General features: G+C 38.2%; 20 protein-coding genes. 1 reads left to right on the top strand and 19 read right to left on the bottom strand.

The annotated features are described in order from the left end of the window. Positions 1–44 precede the first annotated feature (44 nt). The 11 genes from WA407_RS13910 to WA407_RS13860 form a co-directional block, all read right to left on the bottom strand. Entirely contained in the window at positions 45–683 is a 639-nt protein-coding gene (locus WA407_RS13910) for a DUF2971 domain-containing protein (protein ID WP_336077601.1), read from the bottom strand. Between the two features lie 402 nt (positions 684–1,085). After that, a complete protein-coding gene (locus WA407_RS13905) occupies positions 1,086–2,240 on the bottom strand; it encodes a DUF3800 domain-containing protein (RefSeq protein ID WP_235309149.1) in 1,155 nt (384 codons plus the stop codon). Between the two features lie 564 nt (positions 2,241–2,804). Beyond that, positions 2,805–3,074: a hypothetical protein gene (locus WA407_RS13900; protein WP_235309147.1), complete on the bottom strand. Its 270-nt coding sequence runs from the start codon at positions 3,072–3,074 to the stop codon at positions 2,805–2,807. Between the two features lie 20 nt (positions 3,075–3,094). Continuing rightward, positions 3,095–3,898, bottom strand: a complete 804-nt coding sequence (locus tag WA407_RS13895; RefSeq protein ID WP_235309146.1) for a hypothetical protein — start codon at positions 3,896–3,898, stop codon at positions 3,095–3,097. Positions 3,899–4,093: 195 nt separating this feature from the next. Then, entirely contained in the window at positions 4,094–4,855 is a 762-nt protein-coding gene (locus WA407_RS13890) for a RusA family crossover junction endodeoxyribonuclease (RefSeq protein WP_235309144.1), read from the bottom strand. 119 nt (positions 4,856–4,974) lie between these two features. Next, the gene (locus WA407_RS13885) at positions 4,975–5,811 is read right to left on the bottom strand and encodes an abortive infection family protein (protein ID WP_336077600.1); all 837 of its coding nucleotides are present in this window, start codon (positions 5,809–5,811) and stop codon (positions 4,975–4,977) included. A gap of 212 nt (positions 5,812–6,023) precedes the next feature. Then, entirely contained in the window at positions 6,024–6,695 is a 672-nt protein-coding gene (locus WA407_RS13880; RefSeq protein ID WP_235309139.1) for a DUF2971 domain-containing protein, read from the bottom strand. 305 nt (positions 6,696–7,000) lie between these two features. Continuing rightward, complete coding sequence (locus tag WA407_RS13875) at positions 7,001–7,330, bottom strand: DUF3024 domain-containing protein (RefSeq protein ID WP_235309137.1); 330 nt, start codon at positions 7,328–7,330, stop codon at positions 7,001–7,003. Between the two features lie 183 nt (positions 7,331–7,513). Then, positions 7,514–8,086 (bottom strand): hypothetical protein, encoded by a 573-nt coding sequence (locus WA407_RS13870; RefSeq protein WP_235309135.1) that lies wholly within the window; start codon positions 8,084–8,086, stop codon positions 7,514–7,516. Positions 8,087–8,245: 159 nt separating this feature from the next. After that, positions 8,246–8,641, bottom strand: a complete 396-nt coding sequence (locus tag WA407_RS13865; RefSeq protein WP_044788072.1) for a contact-dependent growth inhibition system immunity protein — start codon at positions 8,639–8,641, stop codon at positions 8,246–8,248. A 203-nt stretch (positions 8,642–8,844) separates the two neighbouring features. Beyond that, positions 8,845–9,048 (bottom strand): helix-turn-helix domain-containing protein, encoded by a 204-nt coding sequence (locus WA407_RS13860; protein WP_235309133.1) that lies wholly within the window; start codon positions 9,046–9,048, stop codon positions 8,845–8,847. A gap of 171 nt (positions 9,049–9,219) precedes the next feature. On the opposite strand from WA407_RS13860, the gene WA407_RS13855 reads away from it, so the two are divergent. Continuing rightward, a complete protein-coding gene (locus WA407_RS13855) occupies positions 9,220–9,507 on the top strand; it encodes a hypothetical protein (protein WP_235309132.1) in 288 nt (95 codons plus the stop codon). Between the two features lie 148 nt (positions 9,508–9,655). Here WA407_RS13855 and WA407_RS13850 read toward each other — a convergent pair whose 3' ends face one another. From WA407_RS13850 to WA407_RS13815, 8 genes are all read right to left on the bottom strand, one after another. Then, the gene (locus WA407_RS13850; RefSeq protein ID WP_336077599.1) at positions 9,656–9,796 is read right to left on the bottom strand and encodes a tyrosine-type recombinase/integrase; all 141 of its coding nucleotides are present in this window, start codon (positions 9,794–9,796) and stop codon (positions 9,656–9,658) included. Positions 9,797–10,238: 442 nt separating this feature from the next. Continuing rightward, positions 10,239–10,619: an immunity 22 family protein gene (locus tag WA407_RS13845; RefSeq protein ID WP_235309130.1), complete on the bottom strand. Its 381-nt coding sequence runs from the start codon at positions 10,617–10,619 to the stop codon at positions 10,239–10,241. A 155-nt stretch (positions 10,620–10,774) separates the two neighbouring features. Further along, the gene (locus WA407_RS13840; protein ID WP_336077598.1) at positions 10,775–12,838 is read right to left on the bottom strand and encodes a methyl-accepting chemotaxis protein; all 2,064 of its coding nucleotides are present in this window, start codon (positions 12,836–12,838) and stop codon (positions 10,775–10,777) included. A 283-nt stretch (positions 12,839–13,121) separates the two neighbouring features. Next, on the bottom strand, positions 13,122–13,661 hold the full coding sequence (locus tag WA407_RS13835) for a CueP family metal-binding protein (RefSeq protein ID WP_254328821.1): 540 nt from the start codon (positions 13,659–13,661) through the stop codon (positions 13,122–13,124). 227 nt (positions 13,662–13,888) lie between these two features. Next, complete coding sequence (locus WA407_RS13830; RefSeq protein WP_336077597.1) at positions 13,889–16,276, bottom strand: polyprenyl synthetase family protein; 2,388 nt, start codon at positions 16,274–16,276, stop codon at positions 13,889–13,891. A 235-nt stretch (positions 16,277–16,511) separates the two neighbouring features. Beyond that, the gene (locus WA407_RS13825) at positions 16,512–17,450 is read right to left on the bottom strand and encodes an ADP-ribosylglycohydrolase family protein (RefSeq protein WP_235309859.1); all 939 of its coding nucleotides are present in this window, start codon (positions 17,448–17,450) and stop codon (positions 16,512–16,514) included. A 130-nt stretch (positions 17,451–17,580) separates the two neighbouring features. Beyond that, positions 17,581–17,772, bottom strand: coding sequence for a hypothetical protein (locus WA407_RS13820; protein WP_081112441.1), 192 nt, complete (start codon positions 17,770–17,772; stop codon positions 17,581–17,583). 2 nt (positions 17,773–17,774) lie between these two features. Further along, positions 17,775–18,767 (bottom strand): hypothetical protein, encoded by a 993-nt coding sequence (locus WA407_RS13815; RefSeq protein ID WP_235309120.1) that lies wholly within the window; start codon positions 18,765–18,767, stop codon positions 17,775–17,777. Positions 18,768–18,778 lie beyond the last annotated feature (11 nt).

The following is an 18,778-nucleotide window of genomic DNA, read 5'->3' as shown; positions in this document are numbered from 1 at the left end:
TATAATGTTAAGCGATGGTAATGTCTTCTAAGGATACCTTAAAATCAAAAAATAATTGGTCTTAGACAAACGATTCCTGCAATTTTCTTCAACAAATCGTCTTTATCGTTATTCACAAACCATTTATAAGCTTTCTCATTAGAAACTAGTAGTACCGCCTCTGATATATCAAATTGAAAATCACCTTTGATCCTCCATTCTCTCTCGTGAGTCCAGTCAATAATATTTGATCTATCACTTAAGTTAAAATTAACAATTCTCCAATGTTCATCCTTAGGTAACATTTTCTTTGCTATTTCTGTTTGTTCATATATAGCAGGGCGAGCACCTTTTTCATATGCATAGATTTTTCTAAATGCTATACCTGCCGGCAAGTAACGAACTTTTATTTTTTCCTTAGGCATACCGCTTTCTACTTGTTTTTCTCTATAGCCTTGCTCATGTAGTATATTTTGTACTAGAGAAACTGGAGGGGTATCCTGAAAACAAACTGCGGGGTTATCTCCTACAATAAATCCTGGGGAACCGGGTTTACTCCCAATAATTTTTCCCTCCTTTAATATTTTCATTAAGACTTGACCTGTCTTCAATTCACCTTTTGCTCTAGTTAAATGAGTAATATAAGTAGTGAGGTCTGTTCTCCCGCTAATCCTGTTATTCCATTGATCTATTGTATAAGGCATTCAATCACGTCTTTCTTTATAGTGTTTTCACATTACTTTCGCGTAACGTTCCTGTATTCATGAAATCCAAAGGGGTTGTCTGCTGAAATACTCTGAATTCCTTCCCGCAGACCAAGGCTCCATCGGAGCCACAGCATGAATATTATGTTATGCGTAGTTACTGTCTTCTTCAAATTTGATAACACAATTATTCTTCACACCTTTTATTGGGCTCAATCTTAAAATTAGTGGTTGACAGTGAAATAGATCGGTTTTCTAAATTACCACACTGTAGTGATGGGCTTTCCAGAAACGATCAAAGATCAGATCGTAGTCAACCACTAGTTTTGGTTTTGAGCCTTTTATTATTAACTAAATCAAAATTCGTTACTCTGTTCATTCTCCTTACATCTAAATCTGCTATCAAAATTTCAATTTACTATGAAAAGATCTTATGTTATCCATGTCACCTAACAATTTAAATATTTCACCTTGTCTCTGAGGGGATACTCGTGGGACACAAAGTGCAAATGGAGATTGACACGCAGCTAAAAATGGGATTATCAAATCATATAGCTCGGGCAAAATATTTTTATCTTTTAAACATTTTGTTAAAGATCCGGCAAAAACATCAGCAGCTTGAACTAAAGTATTCATTTTAGAGTCTTCAAAATATAGATCGCTTTCAATATATTTATCAGAAATTATAAGCTTAGATCCATCATTAAAATTCATTTCGAAATCTTCAGAATTTCTTGCAAACATCTCAAAAACGTTTAAGTAACCTGTCGAGAATTCTTTACTTTGATCATGAACAAATTCTGAAATGATCATGTCATTATCTTCACATAAGTTTTGAGCTGTTTGTAAAAGAATAACTAGCATAGGCAAATTAAAAGTTGCTAAAACTCCATTTGGCCAGGACTTGTCTGTGTCTTTTTGATCTTCACAATTTTCTAATAATTCAGGTATGTCTACACTTAGATACTTTCTTATCAGATTCACATATTTTTTCGAGTTGCCTTCTTCTTGTATAAAGCGCTCTTTTAACAATTTATCGATTTTGACGAAATCAAAAGCTTCATATTTTATTATATTTTTTAGACTTTCATGAATACTTAACGCATCATAAGATCTATAAGCTTTAAAAAAAGCATCCAACAATTCATCTGGAATCTCATATAAAATAATTGAAAATATTTGTTTTCTCACGATATCATCCTCAAATTCATCAGGCACGAAACTGTTATAAACTGGGGAAAATACGAACTCAATTATTCTCATTACTATAGCGAACCTAAATTCAAGTATAGATATTACAGGTAAATTACCTATTTCGATCATATTTTTAATCAAGTCATATGCCATCTTTTGGCCTTTTTTATTCTTCATTAAATGAGTACTTTTTAGTTCAGTAGCAGAACGCTTGCTTAGAATTTGATTTATTATTTTTACACTTTCATTCTTCTTGCTTTCTTGAATAAGCCATCCTGTTACTACATAGAACGGTTCTTGTTTATTCAATGCATTTGGGCCACAGTTCCCGGATTCATCACATACCATTAAATACTTTTTCATATTGAACACCTCTTATCTTTTTGAGTTTCGCTTGATATTGTTATGTTTATAATGCACAGTGATTCTTTAATTCTTCTATCTTCTTTTATTTTATAGTAATTACGCATAACGTTCCTGTATTCACGACCCAGCGTATGCTGGGTGTCTGGCGACTGCCGGGCCCAGGGCGTATGCCCGCAGCGTGAATATATTGTTATGTAGTACAGGTCTTATTTAAAAATACCAAAAGATATAAAATAAGACACCGAGCTTTATTCCGGACGTCTTATAATTTACTCTTTAATATCTTGCTCTGTGTGTTTGCCTTCTGCTGTTAACAATTCTAATTAGGTATCCATTTAATGGGAGTAGAAACAGCATAACAAACTACTCTAATACATTTATCTCCATCTACAAGTCTATGGTTTTTGATTAAGGCGTGTATACAAACTTATCGGCCAGCGAGACAAAATTGAAGGTCTTATCGTAATTTATAACAATAAAACCCAGATATTCATACATTTAATGAAAGCCTGCTCGTAGTTTGCATACACGCTTTAAAAAACAACTTATTTTCGTATGTTTCTATTTTTGAATGTAAAATAAGTTATAGATATCTTCATCGTAATAGATTTCATTTTCTTCAATAAATTTTTTCAATCGAGCATCAAAAGTGATAAAAACAATATCTTCTTTTTCAGAAAGAGGGTCACAGCTAGATAGAATCAAAAAATCTGAAAAGTCATTTTTAGTAATTTTATATTTATTTAAAAATAGCTTTTCTAATAGATAAGTGATATAGCGCATCTCCGTTTTGCTTAGAGAAGGAAGATTATTATTGATCATTTCCTCCATTACGGAGTTAACTTTTTCATTTATTTTTTTTGTATAAAAGCAGGATTATTGATCGGAGAGATAATTTCATGAGCTTTATTTACTCCTGCTTCATCTTCCAAGAATTCTAAATCTAATGTCTCAAATAATGAAACTAAAAATTCAATTACACCTTCGGCATCCAAATTTAAAGTTGATTTTAGTTTTACACATTTTTCGAACTGTGTTAAAACAAAATATAAAGTAGAATCAAGAGCTTTTTTTGAAAAATCTTTTTGTTGCTCATTATAATAGTATTCTTCTAATAAGTTCGCAATTTTATATTGCATAAATAGGTTTAATGAATTCATGAAATTATAAAACAAGTTATTATCAACTGTGTCTCCATGTTTTTCAAACAAGAACTCTCCGCAAATAATAATAACCAAACTATAAAAAAAGCCTATGCGATAAGTCTCGTAGCTAATTTTCTGATCGATGTAATAATCCATTGAAAAAGGGATCCCTTTTTGTAAATGGTCTATTAGTAAGTTTGTATCAAAATAGCAAGTCGTATCATTTGCTATTCTGATTTTTCTTCTAGCCATAAAATTATAGTCATCCAAAAATTGTTTGATGGATACTTGCTTATTTTGGTTAAAGGGCACCTGTATATTTTTATTTTTAATACATTTGATGAATAACTCATAGAGTGTTGCTGAATGTAAAAACATGCTTCCTGTGTTATGATCCAAAAAGTTGACTAATGGTTCTATATTCATGTTATTTTGAAAGCTGTGATTATATTTATTTTCACTATACGATGCATACGAATTGAAAGTGATAGTATCTAGTAATAATTTCATAAAACCCCTCCTCTTATTACTTTGTAGTATAGCGCAAAACTTGAAGGCACTCCCCCTTCATTGAGTCAGCTTTCAAATATGTTTTTTTGTATTACATATAACGTTCCTGTATTCACGACCCAGCAAATGCTGGGTGTCCAGCGAATGCCGGACCAAGAGCGAATGCTCACAGCGTGAATATTATGTTAGATGAAGTTAATATAGATCAGAAGATTTCCAATGCTTTAGTTCTACTACCTCGAATCCTGAATCAATAATTCTGTTTTTATGAAATCCCATTAGAATCGGTGTAATACTTCTACTTCGGTAAAATGCTTTATTTAAATCATGTCCTTCCTGTCTAAGTTTGTGTCTATAAGTTTTACTCCTTCCAATCATCTTATCCAGTTCAGTCAACAGCATAGTATTTTTTTCGTTATGTTTTACATCTTCTGTTGTCCAAATTTCTGATGATAGAGGATAAAACAGCTTATTTGACATCTCGTATAACTTTAAGGGTTTCATCACAAAATCATCAGGATGTCCGGACACTTTCAATTCAAAATGAGCTTCTTTTTCAGTTTCAATCCACGAAATATTCAATGGTTGAATTTGAGCATCATCAATAAGTATTCCCTTTGAACCCTTTATCGCATCGCAAATCAATTTCGCATAATTATCCAAGTCAGCAAGTTCCGGTGTCTCAAATCTTTTCTGTTCATTCAAATAAAGAGTTATATTCACTCTTACTTCTCGAAAATATACGTAATTGACTTTTAATTCAGAAGCAACTTTCTCCTTAAATACATGTCTCTCACGATTACCATAGGGAATAGGTTCAAAGTTAAAAATTTTCTGATACTCTCCAAACATTGGGTTATTGCCGTTTTCATAACCTTCGTTTTCTATTTTCAGTATTTCATTATCGTCAAACATAAAAACACCTCCATTAATTTCATCTAACGTTGCTGGATTCACGAAACGATCCAGCCATAGGTAGCCCTTATCCTTATGCTGGTTCGTTTGTTGTTTGAGCTTCTTCCGTGATTATACTTCTGACAACCGAGTGGCGATTGCCCCGATGCGTGAATACAGTGTCAACTGGAGCTATTGCCTTCTCTGAGATGCTCACTATTGATATATGTTTCAAACAAAAAAGTACATAATGCTCCACTTAGGTTAACAGATAATACGGAATGACTTAGTGTCGGAGGTACATAATATTCATTCTTACCATGTGAATCACCATATTTGTTACGAAACTCCGCAAGAGCAGAAACTATACCGGACATTGATCCAGTAATTTGTTTGATAATCCTCTCACCATCGATATCAGGAAAGTATTCTAATTTGTCAGCAACCTTCCTATACAATTGTGGTAAATCATCACGTTCTGTGTAGTTAATATTCATTCTATTTAATATCCATTTACATGTGCTCTCTAACATTGACCTAGCTGCAGTTATTGCATCTTCCGGGTCAGTACTACATTCTTTAATTGCTCTATCCCAGTCTTTTTTAACATGATCCAAACTATAGTTATCAAAAATAGATTCTGGTTGGGAGACCGATACACCACTCGCAGATGTTATCTTTCCGTTAATATAATCAAATCCATCGTTATTCAGCAATTTTATTAGTTGAGTAAATCGAACATCTTCACTAATATTAAAATATTCATTATCATTCCTTAATAAAAAAGTTTCAATAACCTTAATTAGCTTCTGTACATCGCTCTTATTGCTCAAATCAAGATTACTTACATACGAATCAGCAGTTGATTTTCTAGCGCCTGAATGTTTTGAAGAATAATCAGGCTTTTTAAAGACTCCTTCACTCTCAAATAATTCAGATATTTCATTTATAGTAGAATTAGAAGACAAAATATTAAAAAACACATCAACTGTGCGACTACTAACAATAACACCTTTCATGAATATACCTCCTGTAAAATATTGCAATAATTTTAGCTAACGTTCTTGTATCTACGAACCCGAGAGGCTTAAGGGAGCGCATGCGACTGGGTCCGAAGGACTTAGCCTCGCAGGGTTATCTGCCTGATTCCACTCCTCACCTCGGGCAGATCAAGGGGGCTCGCCCCCGCAGCGTAGATATAATGTTATCAAAAGTTATTGTCTTCTTCGAATTATCTGTATGTACATTTGGATTTAATAAGTTCTACTCTGTGTACATATAAATATTTTGAAAGTAACCCCTTCACACCTTCAATATCTGCTTTACATTTAGGGCCCATTATTACTTCTGCAATGGGATGTACCTCATGTTTAGGATTTAACGGAATTTCAATAAATGATATTAAATCATCTTCTGTAGCTCTGTATTTAAATACATCAGGTTCTGCAAATACTTCATCATATCCATAAATAATTCTTACTTCTTGTTCCTCAGAAAAACCTGTACTTTTAAAAGTCATACCATATCGTAAAATTTGACTCACAACATTTATTGATCTTATGTCTATATTCGTATTTGTAAAATTGTATTTTTTATATTCCTCAATAATTTTTTCTTCGCTTAGTTTTTCGTTGATTATTTCTATTTGCCTTTGACTGTCGTAAATAACGTCTTTAATTACAAAATCTTTATTCTCAGTTGATTTAATAGCATTAAAATAATCTCGGTCGAAACCAATAGCTACTCCTCTTCCATCGTTAGCATATGACCTCCACTGACTAAGAAGATCACCATGTTTTGAAAAACATGCAATATGTGGTTTGAACAATTGCTTTGTCCAATATTCATAAACAGAGCCAAGACTAAAAAGATCGATTCGACTATTCTGAAGTGTCTCTTGCAATTTATGAACTATCCAAGTTATTTCGCTACTATCGTTTGTCTTAAATGCTGAAGTTAATCTAATATTTTTATTTAGAAACAATACTTATAAAGGTATCCAAACTACAGTAATGATATATTATTTCTCCCATGAAAACACTCCCTCCTTACGATGTATTTACAATAATTTCTGATAACGTTCATGTATTCATGAACCCGAAGGGTTGTCTGCTGAAATTCCTCTCCGAAAATCCTTCTCGCAGACCCAGGCTCCATAGGAGCCGCAGCTTGAATATTATGTTATGAGATGTCATTGGCTTCTTCGATTTATCCCCAAAACAGTCCGTTATGCCCTTCATCCACAATCTTTAACTGTTTTTCAAAATCTTCATCCGGTTCTATGTCATCTATGAAGTGCCATTTCCCCTTGCTGTCTTGCCAATATATTTTCCATTCGTTTTCATCTAATCTGAATTGAGCTACAGGCAACTGCACCCATTGATCACTTTTGAATCCCTGTCTTTCTTCAATTAATGTCACATGATTTCCTCTGATCTTATAACTGATTTTAATCTGGTTTTTCACAAGTTCTGGTACTACATTTTGTATATAATTGTCCATGATTTTCTTAATCCGCTTCTTTGTAAAGTCATCCATGGATTTTGTCTCTCCTGCCCTGATTCGTTTTACTATGATTATATCACGATGATTTCTCATAACGTTCCTGTATTCACGACCCAGCGCATGCTGGGTGTCCGGCTATGCCGGACCAAGGACGAATGTCCGCAGCGTGAATATTATGTTATACGACGGTGCCTTCAATCACCCACAAGTCTTTTATTACTTCTTTAACATTGACTCAATTATTTTTCTTGTATCCCCGTCATCAGGTATAGCATTATCCCACCCGTGACCGTACCATCGATCTGTATTCCTTATCAAAAAATCAAGTTCAATCCATCGCTCTTCAATAATTAATTTAAAAATGTACGCTATTCTATTCACCATGAATTTATTTAAAGTCTCCATATCAGTTTCAGAGAGTTGATTATTTGGATTTGCATGCATATCTTCAACAGGACCATTTCTAAAAGCAAAATGTGTAAGTGCTTTGGCAATCATTGTTAAGTTTTCTTCAACTAAAAGTTCAGCTTTTACTCTATCATTCATTTCTTTTGCATGTTCGGTTTTAACAAGTAAATAATCATCAAGTATCGAGTTCCTAATAGTAATTCCATATTTTCTTCGTCTATATGTAATTTTCGATTCTTTTACATCAAATAGCTGAGATATCATATAATCTGGTATCTGCTCATCTATAAACATCGTTTTGAGATCTTCTTGCGTAAGATCGTCTAAAGATAATTCTTCTCCTGCAGCCTTCTTCGCCTCAAATTCTTTAAAGATTCCCATCATTATGACCTCCTGTTTTATTAATTTCTCCGTACTGTCGTATAACGTTCCTGTATTCACGCCCCAGCTATGCTGGGTGTCCGGCGAATGTCGTACCCAGGGCGTATGCCCGCAGCGTGAATATTATGTTATGTGGTGTACCGGACTTCTTGAATCTACTTACAAATGATCGCTTCTGTATTTACTTATGTGCTCTTCTAATGTCTTTCTCGCTTCTTCATAGGTTCTAATCACTTCATCCAATTCGTTCTTCAACTCTTTATGTTCTTTCCAATATTCTTTCTCCACTTTGAGTATCGAACAAAATAAATCTCCGATATATAAATCTCCTGATCCGAATGGGTTCTGTATTAATTGCTCTAAGGCTAGAGGTAAAAGAAAATCTAGATTCATTTGTTGCCCAATCAAAAGTCTTAAATCTTCATTATTCAATTCACAAAGAGGTTTCTTCCTTAATCGATGTACTTGGATCACTAATGAAGAAGCAAAATTCGGTTCACCCCAATATTTTCCTTCAAGTTCTTCAAGGGTTTTGGTTAGATCTACTTGTTGCATGGCTTCACCCTCTTAAATAAATGGTTTCCGGTATGTCACATAACGTTCCTGTATTCATGAACCCCGAAGGGTTGTCTGCTGAAATGCTTCCCTGAAATCCTTCTCGCAGACCAAGGCTCCGAAAGGAGCCGCTGCTTGAATATTATGTTATACGATGGAATCACTTCTTCGATTAACCAACATTCATTCTTGATTCTAATCTGTCATTGTTCTACTATATGCTCCAATAAATCTCCTGGCTGACAACTTAAAGCCGCACATAATTTATCAATCACTTCTAATGACACATATTCGTTCGTATTGAGTTTCGCCATTGTAGCAGACGAGATACCTGTCATTTTCAATAAATCCTGCTTCTTAATCTCCCTATCGATCAATAATTTTTGAAAAGGTTTATAACTAATCATCTGATATTCCTTTCACACATCAAGTGAATTTTTCTTTAATTATATGAAAGTATATTTTCTTTATTGAAAACATCCTCAACATGTATTGACCCAATTGTTTGATATATTAAAATTATTTTTAATAAGTTGAACTTTTATTCATAAAATAAAATTCATTGGATGGTGTTTAGTATGCATAATTCTTTAGAAGTCTTACTTGATTCACTCATTCATACTCGAATTGAATCTTTATATGGCGAGCTTACCAAAAACAACTCCAGCTACAACCAGTTCTCATCCGAACGGAATCTCTACTTCAAGCAGTTACATGAGGGAGTACCGGAGAATATACAGGAGACCCTATTCCTTTACGACGATGCTGAGCTTTCTGTTCAAGCTATTTTAGAACGTGAAATTTATTTGCAAGGTTTTAAGGACGCTCTTCACCTGCATAACGAATTACATATATCTTTAGATTGAGAGCCTTCTGGCTCTTTTTTATTTTTGATTCTGTTGTATAACGTATTATTTACGAACTTCCGAAAGAATGCTCTCTTCGTCATATTCACGAACATCGTGAATCCTGCACTTTTCTCCTTATTCCCGCACTTTCTGCGTTTCAATCCTCTTACCCGCTCATCCGATCCAACGGACTTTGAATTCGTCTAATGTCCCGTCTGCTCACATGTGTATACCGCTCTGTCGTGCGCACACTCTGATGCCCTAGCAGTTCCTGAATATAGCGAAGATGAATCCCGTTCTCCAGCAAATGGGTCGCAAAAGAATGCCTTAGTAATGGATACTTACCTGTTTGTGAATGCCCGCTTTAGCCAGTGTCTTTTCAAATACCTTCTACGCTGAACATTCCGTCAGATGGCGGCCTTCCCTATGCCCTAGAAAAAAGCCTCTTTTCTGACTACTCCGCCCCTATGTACTGCTCTACTACCGCAAAAGCCACTTCTGAGAGCAACGCTTACCGTTCCTTCCTGCTTCATCCGATAAAATAGGTAATCTTCATACTCGCTTGTCTCCTTAGTATATCAGTCGTTCAAAAAATTGGAAATCTAATTTTGCACAAAAAAAGGGACTTAAGATGCAAATTCACTTTAAGTCCCTGATTCTTTCGGATCAAATTTTTGATCCTTTAAGTTCAATTTTCATTATTATAATTACTTGGAATGAGACTCCGAAGACAGTGGAATAGTGTAACGTTAATCTCTTGTATAAGGATACGCGGCTAAAAAGCATAGTTTCTCGCCGCTTTTTTCAAGCAAACCGCTTGTATTACAATCATATATAAAGAACAACGAATTATATTTACCATCTATTTTACTCAAGCCATTTAATAGTGGAGATAAAAAAGAATCAACGTAGGAAACATCTTTTATACCATCATCTGCCCCATCCATCAGAAAGACTCCTTCAGCAAAATCTTCGTCAAAATCATCTACTGCATGGTCATTCAAAAAACCACTAAAAACATCCTCATTCTCATCTTCCGGGTATTTGATTTCAACATATTCAAACAACTCATCTTCAGAGGCAAAGTGGCCGTACCAGACGGACACCATATTTTTTTCAAAGCAATTCATATCTTCACCCCGCTAATACTTCAGTTTATAGTATGGTCTATCTGTATCCCGCACCAGCTACCATGCCCTCTACCCCACAACAGCTGTTGAAGCTAAAAAGCCCGCGCTGATCGCGGGCTTTGCTGTATATCTAGTCAAAATCATGCCTAGACTTGTTACTCCACCTTGAACTGTTTTAATTCATCTTGAAGCTTATTGGACAGTTGGTTTAATTGTTTGGATAGTTCAGCAACCTGTTCGAAGCTTTCCAATTGTTCCTGCGTGCTGGCGCTAACTTCTTCAGTTGAAGCGGAATTCTCTTCGGTGGTGGAAGAGATGATTTCCAGCGCCTGCAAAATCTCATCTTTGTGCTTGTGGACTTTGGAGGTGTTGGTGCTGATCTGGATCATTCGCAATTTCAAATCTTCCAAATCCTTATTAATGCTAAAGAATACTTGCTTCGTGTCCTCCACCGATCTGGCATTTTCTTCTGCAATTTTCAGACCGTGAACCGTATGCTCAACTGATACGCTGGTTTTTTCTTCAATTACACGTACCTTCTTGTAGATTTCCTGTGTCGCCAGCGCCGTCTGCTCAGCCAGCTTGCGAACCTCCCCGGCAACCACAGCAAACCCTTTGCCCTGTTCTCCTGCACGTGCAGCTTCAATAGAAGCATTGAGCGCCAGCAGGTTGGTTTGCGTTGCAATTTGGTTAACCGTATCCACGATGCTGGAAATCTCATGACGGCTCAGATCAATCTCCTGAATAATAGACGACATTGCTTGTGTGGAATTGTGATTTTCTTCCGCCCATCTGGATAACTGATCTACTACAGCAAGCCCCTGTCCGCTTTGCTCAGCAGAGATTTGCACCATCGTTTCGATGGCTTTGGCATCATTGGCAATTTCGTCAATTTGGCCGGATAATGCTCCGGTTTTTTGTAAAATGTTATCCGTTTCGATGGATTGGTAGTTCGTTGCATTGGCAATTTCATTAATTGCTGTCGCCGTATCGTTCATCGTGATCGCGGTTCTGGAAGAAATGGATTGCAAATCATGAGAAGACTGATTCAAGACTTGAGCTGAGCCACCCACCATTTGGAGCATGCCTTGAATTTTTTGAACCATATTGTAAATTCCTTGAGAAATTTGCCCGATTTCATTGTTGGATTGCGTATCAAACTGAACGGTCAAATCTCCATTTTCAATCAGCTTGATTTTTGCAAGCAATTTCGGGATTGATCTCAACAGATAACGGAGTGTTATATAACAAATCACAACGAGCAGGATGGTGGCTGCCGCAAAACCGCCAATGGTAATCCAGGTAAACGCTTTTAATTCTGAGAGCACCTCATCTTCAGAAATGGTTAAGCCTACAGACCACCCCGTATCTTTACTGGTTGCATACCCAATGTAACGACGTTCGCCATTATCATTAATTAGCTGTACTCCAGACTCGCCGGCAATCATTTTCTTTCCAATCTCCCCAAGATCACCTGTGCTTTCGTTAATCTTTTCTTTCAGCACTTTATTTTGATCGGGGTGATACAAAATATCACCTGTTTTGGATGCAAGAATCGAATAACCTGTGCTTCCAAGCGAATAGCTTTGCATAACGGCAGGGATGTCTTTGAAAGCAATATCGACAGCAGCAAATCCGATTAATTGGTTACTGCTATCTTTAATCGGATAGAAAATGCCCATGAGCACATTACCCGAATTGACGTCCTTATAGGGTTCTGAGTAGTATAAACCGTCTGCTTCAACAGCTGGCTTGAAGTATGGGCGTGTATGGATATCGAAATCCGGTTTAGAAGCAACACCATCATTCTGAAGAAAGAAGCCTTTACCAGATATTCCTGCAATCCAGGCGTCGGCAAAAGATGGCTCTGCCTTTACAATGGCTGCCAGAGTCGCTTCGGTTTCCGCAGCATGTGGAGAAGTTTTCACCATTTCTGCCGATGAGGTGGTTTGTAAATATTGCTTAAAAAGATTATTCGTTGACATTTGTTTGACAAGTGATCCCTTTTCCTTAAACAACGCATCGAATTGAGTGACAACGGCCTGCGTCTTGGTCTGGAGCATGGCCTCTTGCTGCTTGACAAGTATGCTTTGCGTGCTTGCAAACATGAACGTCCCCAAGGTTGCAAAGACGACAACGATAATGATTAACAAGACCATGGCTAATGTGTTCGCGATGCTGGATGATCTGATTACCCGCTTTTTTATATTTTGTGACATGCTGCCATCTCCCCGAGGAATATTGAGCGAAAAGCTCTTAGATAATATGTCGGAAGTTTGCAGCTATTTTAATAGGTTTTTAGTATACACAATTTAAAGTTTTGCTATCTGATTCCTCATAGATTCCCTCCTAACCTGTTCGTTAACTCCAGCAAAAGATTAGGGCAGCACAAAGAGCCTCCGTCAGACGTAGGCTCTTACTAAAAGCTATATATGAGAACGCAGAGTTTTGCGGATTTAGAGCGTTTCAGCGATCCGTAAGCTCAACCCTCATACTCCGTCGTTAACCCAACTGCATCGTTGTGATACACGTATCGTTTTTTTCATATGTAGAGAATTCAGTTTCAGCCGTTTTACCTTCATGATTCACGCTAATACGGTATGTTTTATCCCTCGGTAGCCATAGATCAATAAAACCATTGGATTGTGATTTCATGGCGGCGTTCTCCATGATGACATTCCCTTCGGAGTCGTGAACGGTCACATTGAACGCTCCGTTTTTTATTTCGCCTTGGCAGCCCGTTAGACTATGAGTTGCACAAGGGTGGGTCTGTTCCACATATGGCGCAATCGAAACAAAAAACTCGTTGTCAGACAAATCATAATTCACGGTCTGAGTATCGTCCTCTGTGACAATCAACTGACTGGAATTAATGGAAGCGGACTGGGCTGTTGCCTTGCCTGCACTGATATCATGCACCAATTGCTTGATATTTGTCTTCCCCGGGTTGTCCGTCCCTTCTCTCTGAATATTCCCTGCAATTAGGTACGTCCCCAATGCGGCAACAACCAGCCCTGAAGCGACTAAGATTCCTTTTTTCATCTGGAGTTCATCTCCTCGTCTGTTTTGTATTATTATAAGGGAGAATGCACCATAATGGGCAAAATGGGGTGCTGAAGTCACCAGATATTCATATATCTGTGTTGTGTGCTCAGACATATTTATATCACATTAGAGGATTACCGATGAGCGAAGGAACATGATCAGCTCTTCTGTCTCAACGTAAAAATACCCCATTACTCTTGTGGAGCAATGGGGTACAGCCTTTTTTAACGGTCCCTGTTCACGACATAATGTATTAAGTGCTTCAGAAAAGCAATATTACGTGGGATCTCTTCCAATGCTTCCATCGCGAGGCAATAGTGTTCCCACATCTCTTTACTGGCACCTTCAAGACCAAGGATGGACACGAAATTCGAATTGTTATTATCAGAATCTTGGCCAACAGGTTTTCCGAGTAAGAGCATATCTCCTTCCACATCAAGCAAATCATCTTTAATCTGAAAAGCAATCCCCATATGATAGGCAAATTTCTTCAAAGCAGCAATTTCCGACTCCTTGACCTGTGCAAGCATGGCTGGCATAACCAGACAAGCCTCAAACGCCACTCCTGTTTTGTAAAAGCACACCATATTCAGCTGCTCCAAGGTCAGTGCCTTTCCTTTGGAATCCAGATCCATCGCCTGCCCCATACACATATCTTCTGCTTTCTGGGCCGAGTATTGTATCAAAGAAAGCACCGTTTCAGCATTGAACTGGTCAAGTGACGATTGTTCTCCAATCGCCTTCTGGATCAGATACAGACCGGTTAATTCCGCAGTAGCGCTATTGTGCACCTGATGCAAGGTTTGACGCCCTCTACGGGTAGACGCATTATCCTGGGAAGGCAGATCATCAAAGATCAGGGATGCGGTATGCATATACTCCAGTGATCTCAGAAGAGGCACGATTGCCGATGCATCTAATCCATATTCGTTCACGCCCATGACCCAAGTCAATATAGGCCGTATCCGCTTCCCGTCCCCTTCGAGACTGTAATTTGCAGCCTCAATAAGCTGTTCTTTCATGGCCGGAATCCCTTGTGGCTTGGTAATTTTCAATTGGTTGTTAATCTGCTCACGGACCATTTTGACCGTATTGAAAAAGTCTTCTTTTTCCCTCGCATCGTTTTTCAGATGGGTAATCATCTGGTCCCGAAGCAGCTTATCTAAGAAATCTACATCATCCGCTTTTTGTACCATCTTCTGAATGAGATTATTAAATTCCGGATTTCCGGATGCAAAGATCTCCATCGTTTCATTATATTTTTCAATACCTACACGTTCTTTATAACGTTTGAGTCCATTCATTGCACGATCCAGTATCACCTCACGAGCCATGGCATCGGAGTCATATACGTTATGGATCAAATAGGAAATAACCACCCAGTATAATTCAAAGGGATTGATCAAATCCGGTCTCTGATGATGATATTTTAAATAGTAGGTATAAGGTGTTACCGCACCGTCTCTCATATCGTCAACCATATCCGCAAAATCATCAGCAAGCTGGTTATAGATACCATAAAAGAATGTTCGTTGCTCAAAGCCCTCATCCGCAGGAGCACTAATCACGGAACGGACAATCAAGCGGGACGAAGAGGACTTCAAAATAACGGGTATATAAAGCTCTTCATTGGTATAAGTAGCTCGCGTTAGATCCTTAACACGGTCAATATCTTGAGAATGAAAAAAGACATAGGCCTGCTCGAAAAATGTTTGCTGTGTGTCCGGTCGCTGATGTTCCTTAATATACTCAAATGCATCCGAGAGCTCCGAATGTATGTATTGAATCAACTTCATATGATTTCCAGTCCAATTGCCCAACTCAGGCACAGATCCACTGAGAAGCGCGGCACGTATCATACGGGAATATTGTTCTTTCTCTTGAACGTTCAGAACCTGGGAATCGAGAAGATCATCGATGAAAGGATAGGTTAGACCATAGGAGTACCCAAGCCTGATGGCTTCATCAAGTCTGCGAGCACGTTCCATAGGCGACACTGTATCGTCCATTTCTTCCATCACATGCAGAATAACTCCGACAATGATCTTAATCAGTTTGTGCTGGGCTTGCTCGGCATCCATCTCCTTGGGAATATGGGAGGATACGGACCTAAGTTTGTTGATCACCCAAATTATCGCGGTCTCTATACCTTCCCTCTGGGCCCACCGATACACCCCGGCCAAATTCATAAATTCCGGTTGGTCTCCCCCGTTTGCACGGGTGGATTGGATCAAGTGTTTTTTTACGTCTGCAATGACACGCTGAATCCGGGTATGTGTGTCAGGAGAATCCAGAGCTTTGCCTAGGTCCCTCATATAAATATAGGAGACACTTCGGTCCAGATAATCATCCAATTTGCCTGTATAATTCAGCCATTGAATGTATCTATTATAGTCCCGAGTATCAGGTTTTCTTTTTCTCCGCGAAAAAAAGGATAACCATGAGGAATGATGAATATGATTTTTTTTCCACTTTTGAATGTCTTCTGTCAGGGTAGTCACATAAGATTTGTCTAAGACCTGATCATACAGTAATGCAAAATACTGAATCGCCTTCCGCTCAGCCAGCTGATATCCTGTATTGGCTTGTAATTTTTCATTCATATGATGCATTACCTCTACTTCTCATTTTGTTAAACATGGTTGCATTTCTCCCTGAGGGTACGAACTCGGATCATGTTTTTATCTTTATACGGAAAATAATCTGTGAGGTTACGAAATTTAATGGGGTCGAGGCGATATAAGAAGTAATCTCAAGAGGTGAATCGTCATGAAATATAGTGAACAAAAAAAGCTGGGTTCTGCTTCATAAGATTAGCAGCCCAGCTTGATCTTTATAGATATCTCCTTAGAGTGTTTGGTCCTTCTCGACCTTCTGCCATAAAGCCTCAGTCAGTTCATCTATCGTCTCCTTCATCGCCAGCTTCTCGCGCCAACGACTCGGGATACCACTTATTCCGTAATAAGCTCCTGCAATTTGCCCGTACACCGCCCCGGTCGTATCGGCATCATCCCCCAGATTCACTGCCAGCAGTGCCCCCTCTTCAAATGAATTCGAATGGTGGAATGCCCACAACGCAGCCTCAAGGGAACGAATGACATACCCGGTTCCTTTTATTTCGGGCGGCTCCTTATGCCGGTAAGATCCCCGAATTATTTCTTCAATGGCTGCCGAATAAGCGGGCTCGTCCTGCCGCCACTTATAACAGACGTCCGCCGATAACATGGATTCTTTGTCCGCTCCTCGCAGACCTGCCACAAGGATTGAAGCAAGCACAGCACAAGCCTCCACACTTTCGACTGCTCCATGGGTGGTTCGCGAGCTCATCTCAGCGTACTTCACCGCCTCTTCCGGACGGCTCGCATAGGCCATAGCCACAGGTGCAAGCCTCATAATAGAGCCATTGCCGGCAGTCATGGGGTCAACGGACCCGCTGTACGGATCTCCGGTAGCTTCGAAGCGATGCAGTGCTGCTCTCGTTGCACCACCGATATCAAAGCACGTTCCCGTGCTGCTCATATATCCCAAGTGGTACCAATTGGTGTATCGGCGCATTTGATCTGCCGGATCAAAGCCATCTTTACGTACCATACTCTCGGCCAAGCAGAGCGCCATCGACGTATCGTCTGTCCACTGGCCCGGCTTTAACCCAAATACACCGCCGCCCACGATATCCGTTACAGGTTCAAATGTACCTGGACTGCTGAATTCCACAGTGGTTCCCAAAGCATCGCCCACAGCCAGCCCAACCAGACATCCCAAAAAACGATCCTTGATAAGTGCCATTTTGGTTTTACGCCCCTTTTCAAATGTAATAACTAACGCATATTTTCCCATCTCGTCAGGAAGGAAGCAAAAATGCGGTAACGCCTTTTATTCGTAGATCAAGGCTGTACAACGGCTATTCGGTTTTAATTCAATGAAAATCCCCGCCTCGTGATGGTAAACGAGTGCTGCCAGAGCGAAGTTCTAGTCTCCACAGTTCTGCTTGTGTGTTTAGTGCCAGCAGGGTTATGCTTTCCTGAGAGTCGCCCTGTAGTGGATGAATGGCTGTAAGGCGTCCGATGGACGGTGGTAAATCAGGTAAAGAAACGTGATGGAATGGCATCATTAAACCCCTTTTATTCTGGATAAATAATAATTTATACCCGCATTTGTGAAGCTGGATTTATCAACGAAAAATCTGATATCAAGCAATGCAGTCAATACTTTCATAAAAACTCCCGGTTTTTTCTTGCAAAACAACTTAAGATATGTAATTTCGCTAGGATTACTTTTGAGAACAAAATAGGAGTAATTCATCAAGATCAAGTTGGAGATGAACTGCTCTGTTGGAGATTGATGCTCATTGATACAGTCGATCAGCACCTCTAATACCCTATTTTTATTAGAGTTATAGGCTTGTATAAACATCGTTGCTTCTACAAACGGCTTGTTGAAATCATCGAATGGAAAATCATATACATCATGACTACCCAGAATGAAGTTAACCCATTGACCTTGTAAAAATTTTATTTTTTCCAGCGCTGCTTGTGTATCCATATCCATCTTACTTTTGTGAATATGCTCATGCAAAATGTTAATAAGAATGTGCAGATCATAATATTGTACGTCTTCCATTCTGTACATGATCCTATTATTTTTAATCGTTAAACGATCATAAATGTCGTCACCTAAACCCAGTTCAAATAAAAGATGTTGAAGGAAAAATAGTCTGTCCTGAGCAAACGTGAATTCATTGCCTCTCTCTGCTAGATGTGAAACTTGATATTGATAATAAAAACAAAATAAGTTTTTTCTCCTATAAGCAACATCTTTATGTATATCAAAAACATTAAAAATGAGCGAAAGCAATCGAATCAGGCGTTCAGCATCCAGTTCGCTTCGAATGACATGATCCATTTTTGTAAATAGCGACCTGTCAAACAGATCATGCCATCGCACTAGAGAAACATAATCCTGCTCGTTTATATTCAGGGTTAATATTCTTAAATTTTGCTCTTGATCGGGATAAGAATAAAATAGATATTCATGACTTAAATCAGAAATACGCTCATTAAAATAAGCTCTTAATTTGTAATCGTATATTTTAGAAAATGACATGCTTATCCTCC

It is taken from the genome of Paenibacillus sp. 203, from assembly GCF_037027525.1.
GTDB classification, from domain to species: Bacteria; Bacillota; Bacilli; order Paenibacillales; family Paenibacillaceae; genus Paenibacillus; species Paenibacillus polymyxa_B.
The sequence above is the reverse complement of the archived record's forward strand: the minus strand, read 5'-3'. Positions and strand labels throughout refer to the sequence as shown.

Coding starts and splice junctions, on each gene's coding strand:
- WA407_RS13910 (WP_336077601.1), bottom strand. CDS start 683: ATGCCTTATACAATAGATCAATGGAATAACAGGATTAGCGGGAGAACA.
- WA407_RS13905 (WP_235309149.1), bottom strand. CDS start 2,240: ATGAAAAAGTATTTAATGGTATGTGATGAATCCGGGAACTGTGGCCCA.
- WA407_RS13900 (WP_235309147.1), bottom strand. CDS start 3,074: ATGGAGGAAATGATCAATAATAATCTTCCTTCTCTAAGCAAAACGGAG.
- WA407_RS13895 (WP_235309146.1), bottom strand. CDS start 3,898: ATGAAATTATTACTAGATACTATCACTTTCAATTCGTATGCATCGTAT.
- WA407_RS13885 (WP_336077600.1), bottom strand. CDS start 5,811: ATGAAAGGTGTTATTGTTAGTAGTCGCACAGTTGATGTGTTTTTTAAT.
- WA407_RS13875 (WP_235309137.1), bottom strand. CDS start 7,330: ATGGATGACTTTACAAAGAAGCGGATTAAGAAAATCATGGACAATTAT.
- WA407_RS13870 (WP_235309135.1), bottom strand. CDS start 8,086: ATGGGAATCTTTAAAGAATTTGAGGCGAAGAAGGCTGCAGGAGAAGAA.
- WA407_RS13865 (WP_044788072.1), bottom strand. CDS start 8,641: ATGCAACAAGTAGATCTAACCAAAACCCTTGAAGAACTTGAAGGAAAA.
- WA407_RS13860 (WP_235309133.1), bottom strand. CDS start 9,048: ATGATTAGTTATAAACCTTTTCAAAAATTATTGATCGATAGGGAGATT.
- WA407_RS13855 (WP_235309132.1), top strand. CDS start 9,220: ATGCATAATTCTTTAGAAGTCTTACTTGATTCACTCATTCATACTCGA.
- WA407_RS13845 (WP_235309130.1), bottom strand. CDS start 10,619: ATGAATTGCTTTGAAAAAAATATGGTGTCCGTCTGGTACGGCCACTTT.
- WA407_RS13840 (WP_336077598.1), bottom strand. CDS start 12,838: ATGTCACAAAATATAAAAAAGCGGGTAATCAGATCATCCAGCATCGCG.
- WA407_RS13835 (WP_254328821.1), bottom strand. CDS start 13,661: ATGAAAAAAGGAATCTTAGTCGCTTCAGGGCTGGTTGTTGCCGCATTG.
- WA407_RS13830 (WP_336077597.1), bottom strand. CDS start 16,276: ATGCATCATATGAATGAAAAATTACAAGCCAATACAGGATATCAGCTG.
- WA407_RS13825 (WP_235309859.1), bottom strand. CDS start 17,450: ATGGCACTTATCAAGGATCGTTTTTTGGGATGTCTGGTTGGGCTGGCT.
- WA407_RS13820 (WP_081112441.1), bottom strand. CDS start 17,772: ATGCCATTCCATCACGTTTCTTTACCTGATTTACCACCGTCCATCGGA.
- WA407_RS13815 (WP_235309120.1), bottom strand. CDS start 18,767: ATGTCATTTTCTAAAATATACGATTACAAATTAAGAGCTTATTTTAAT.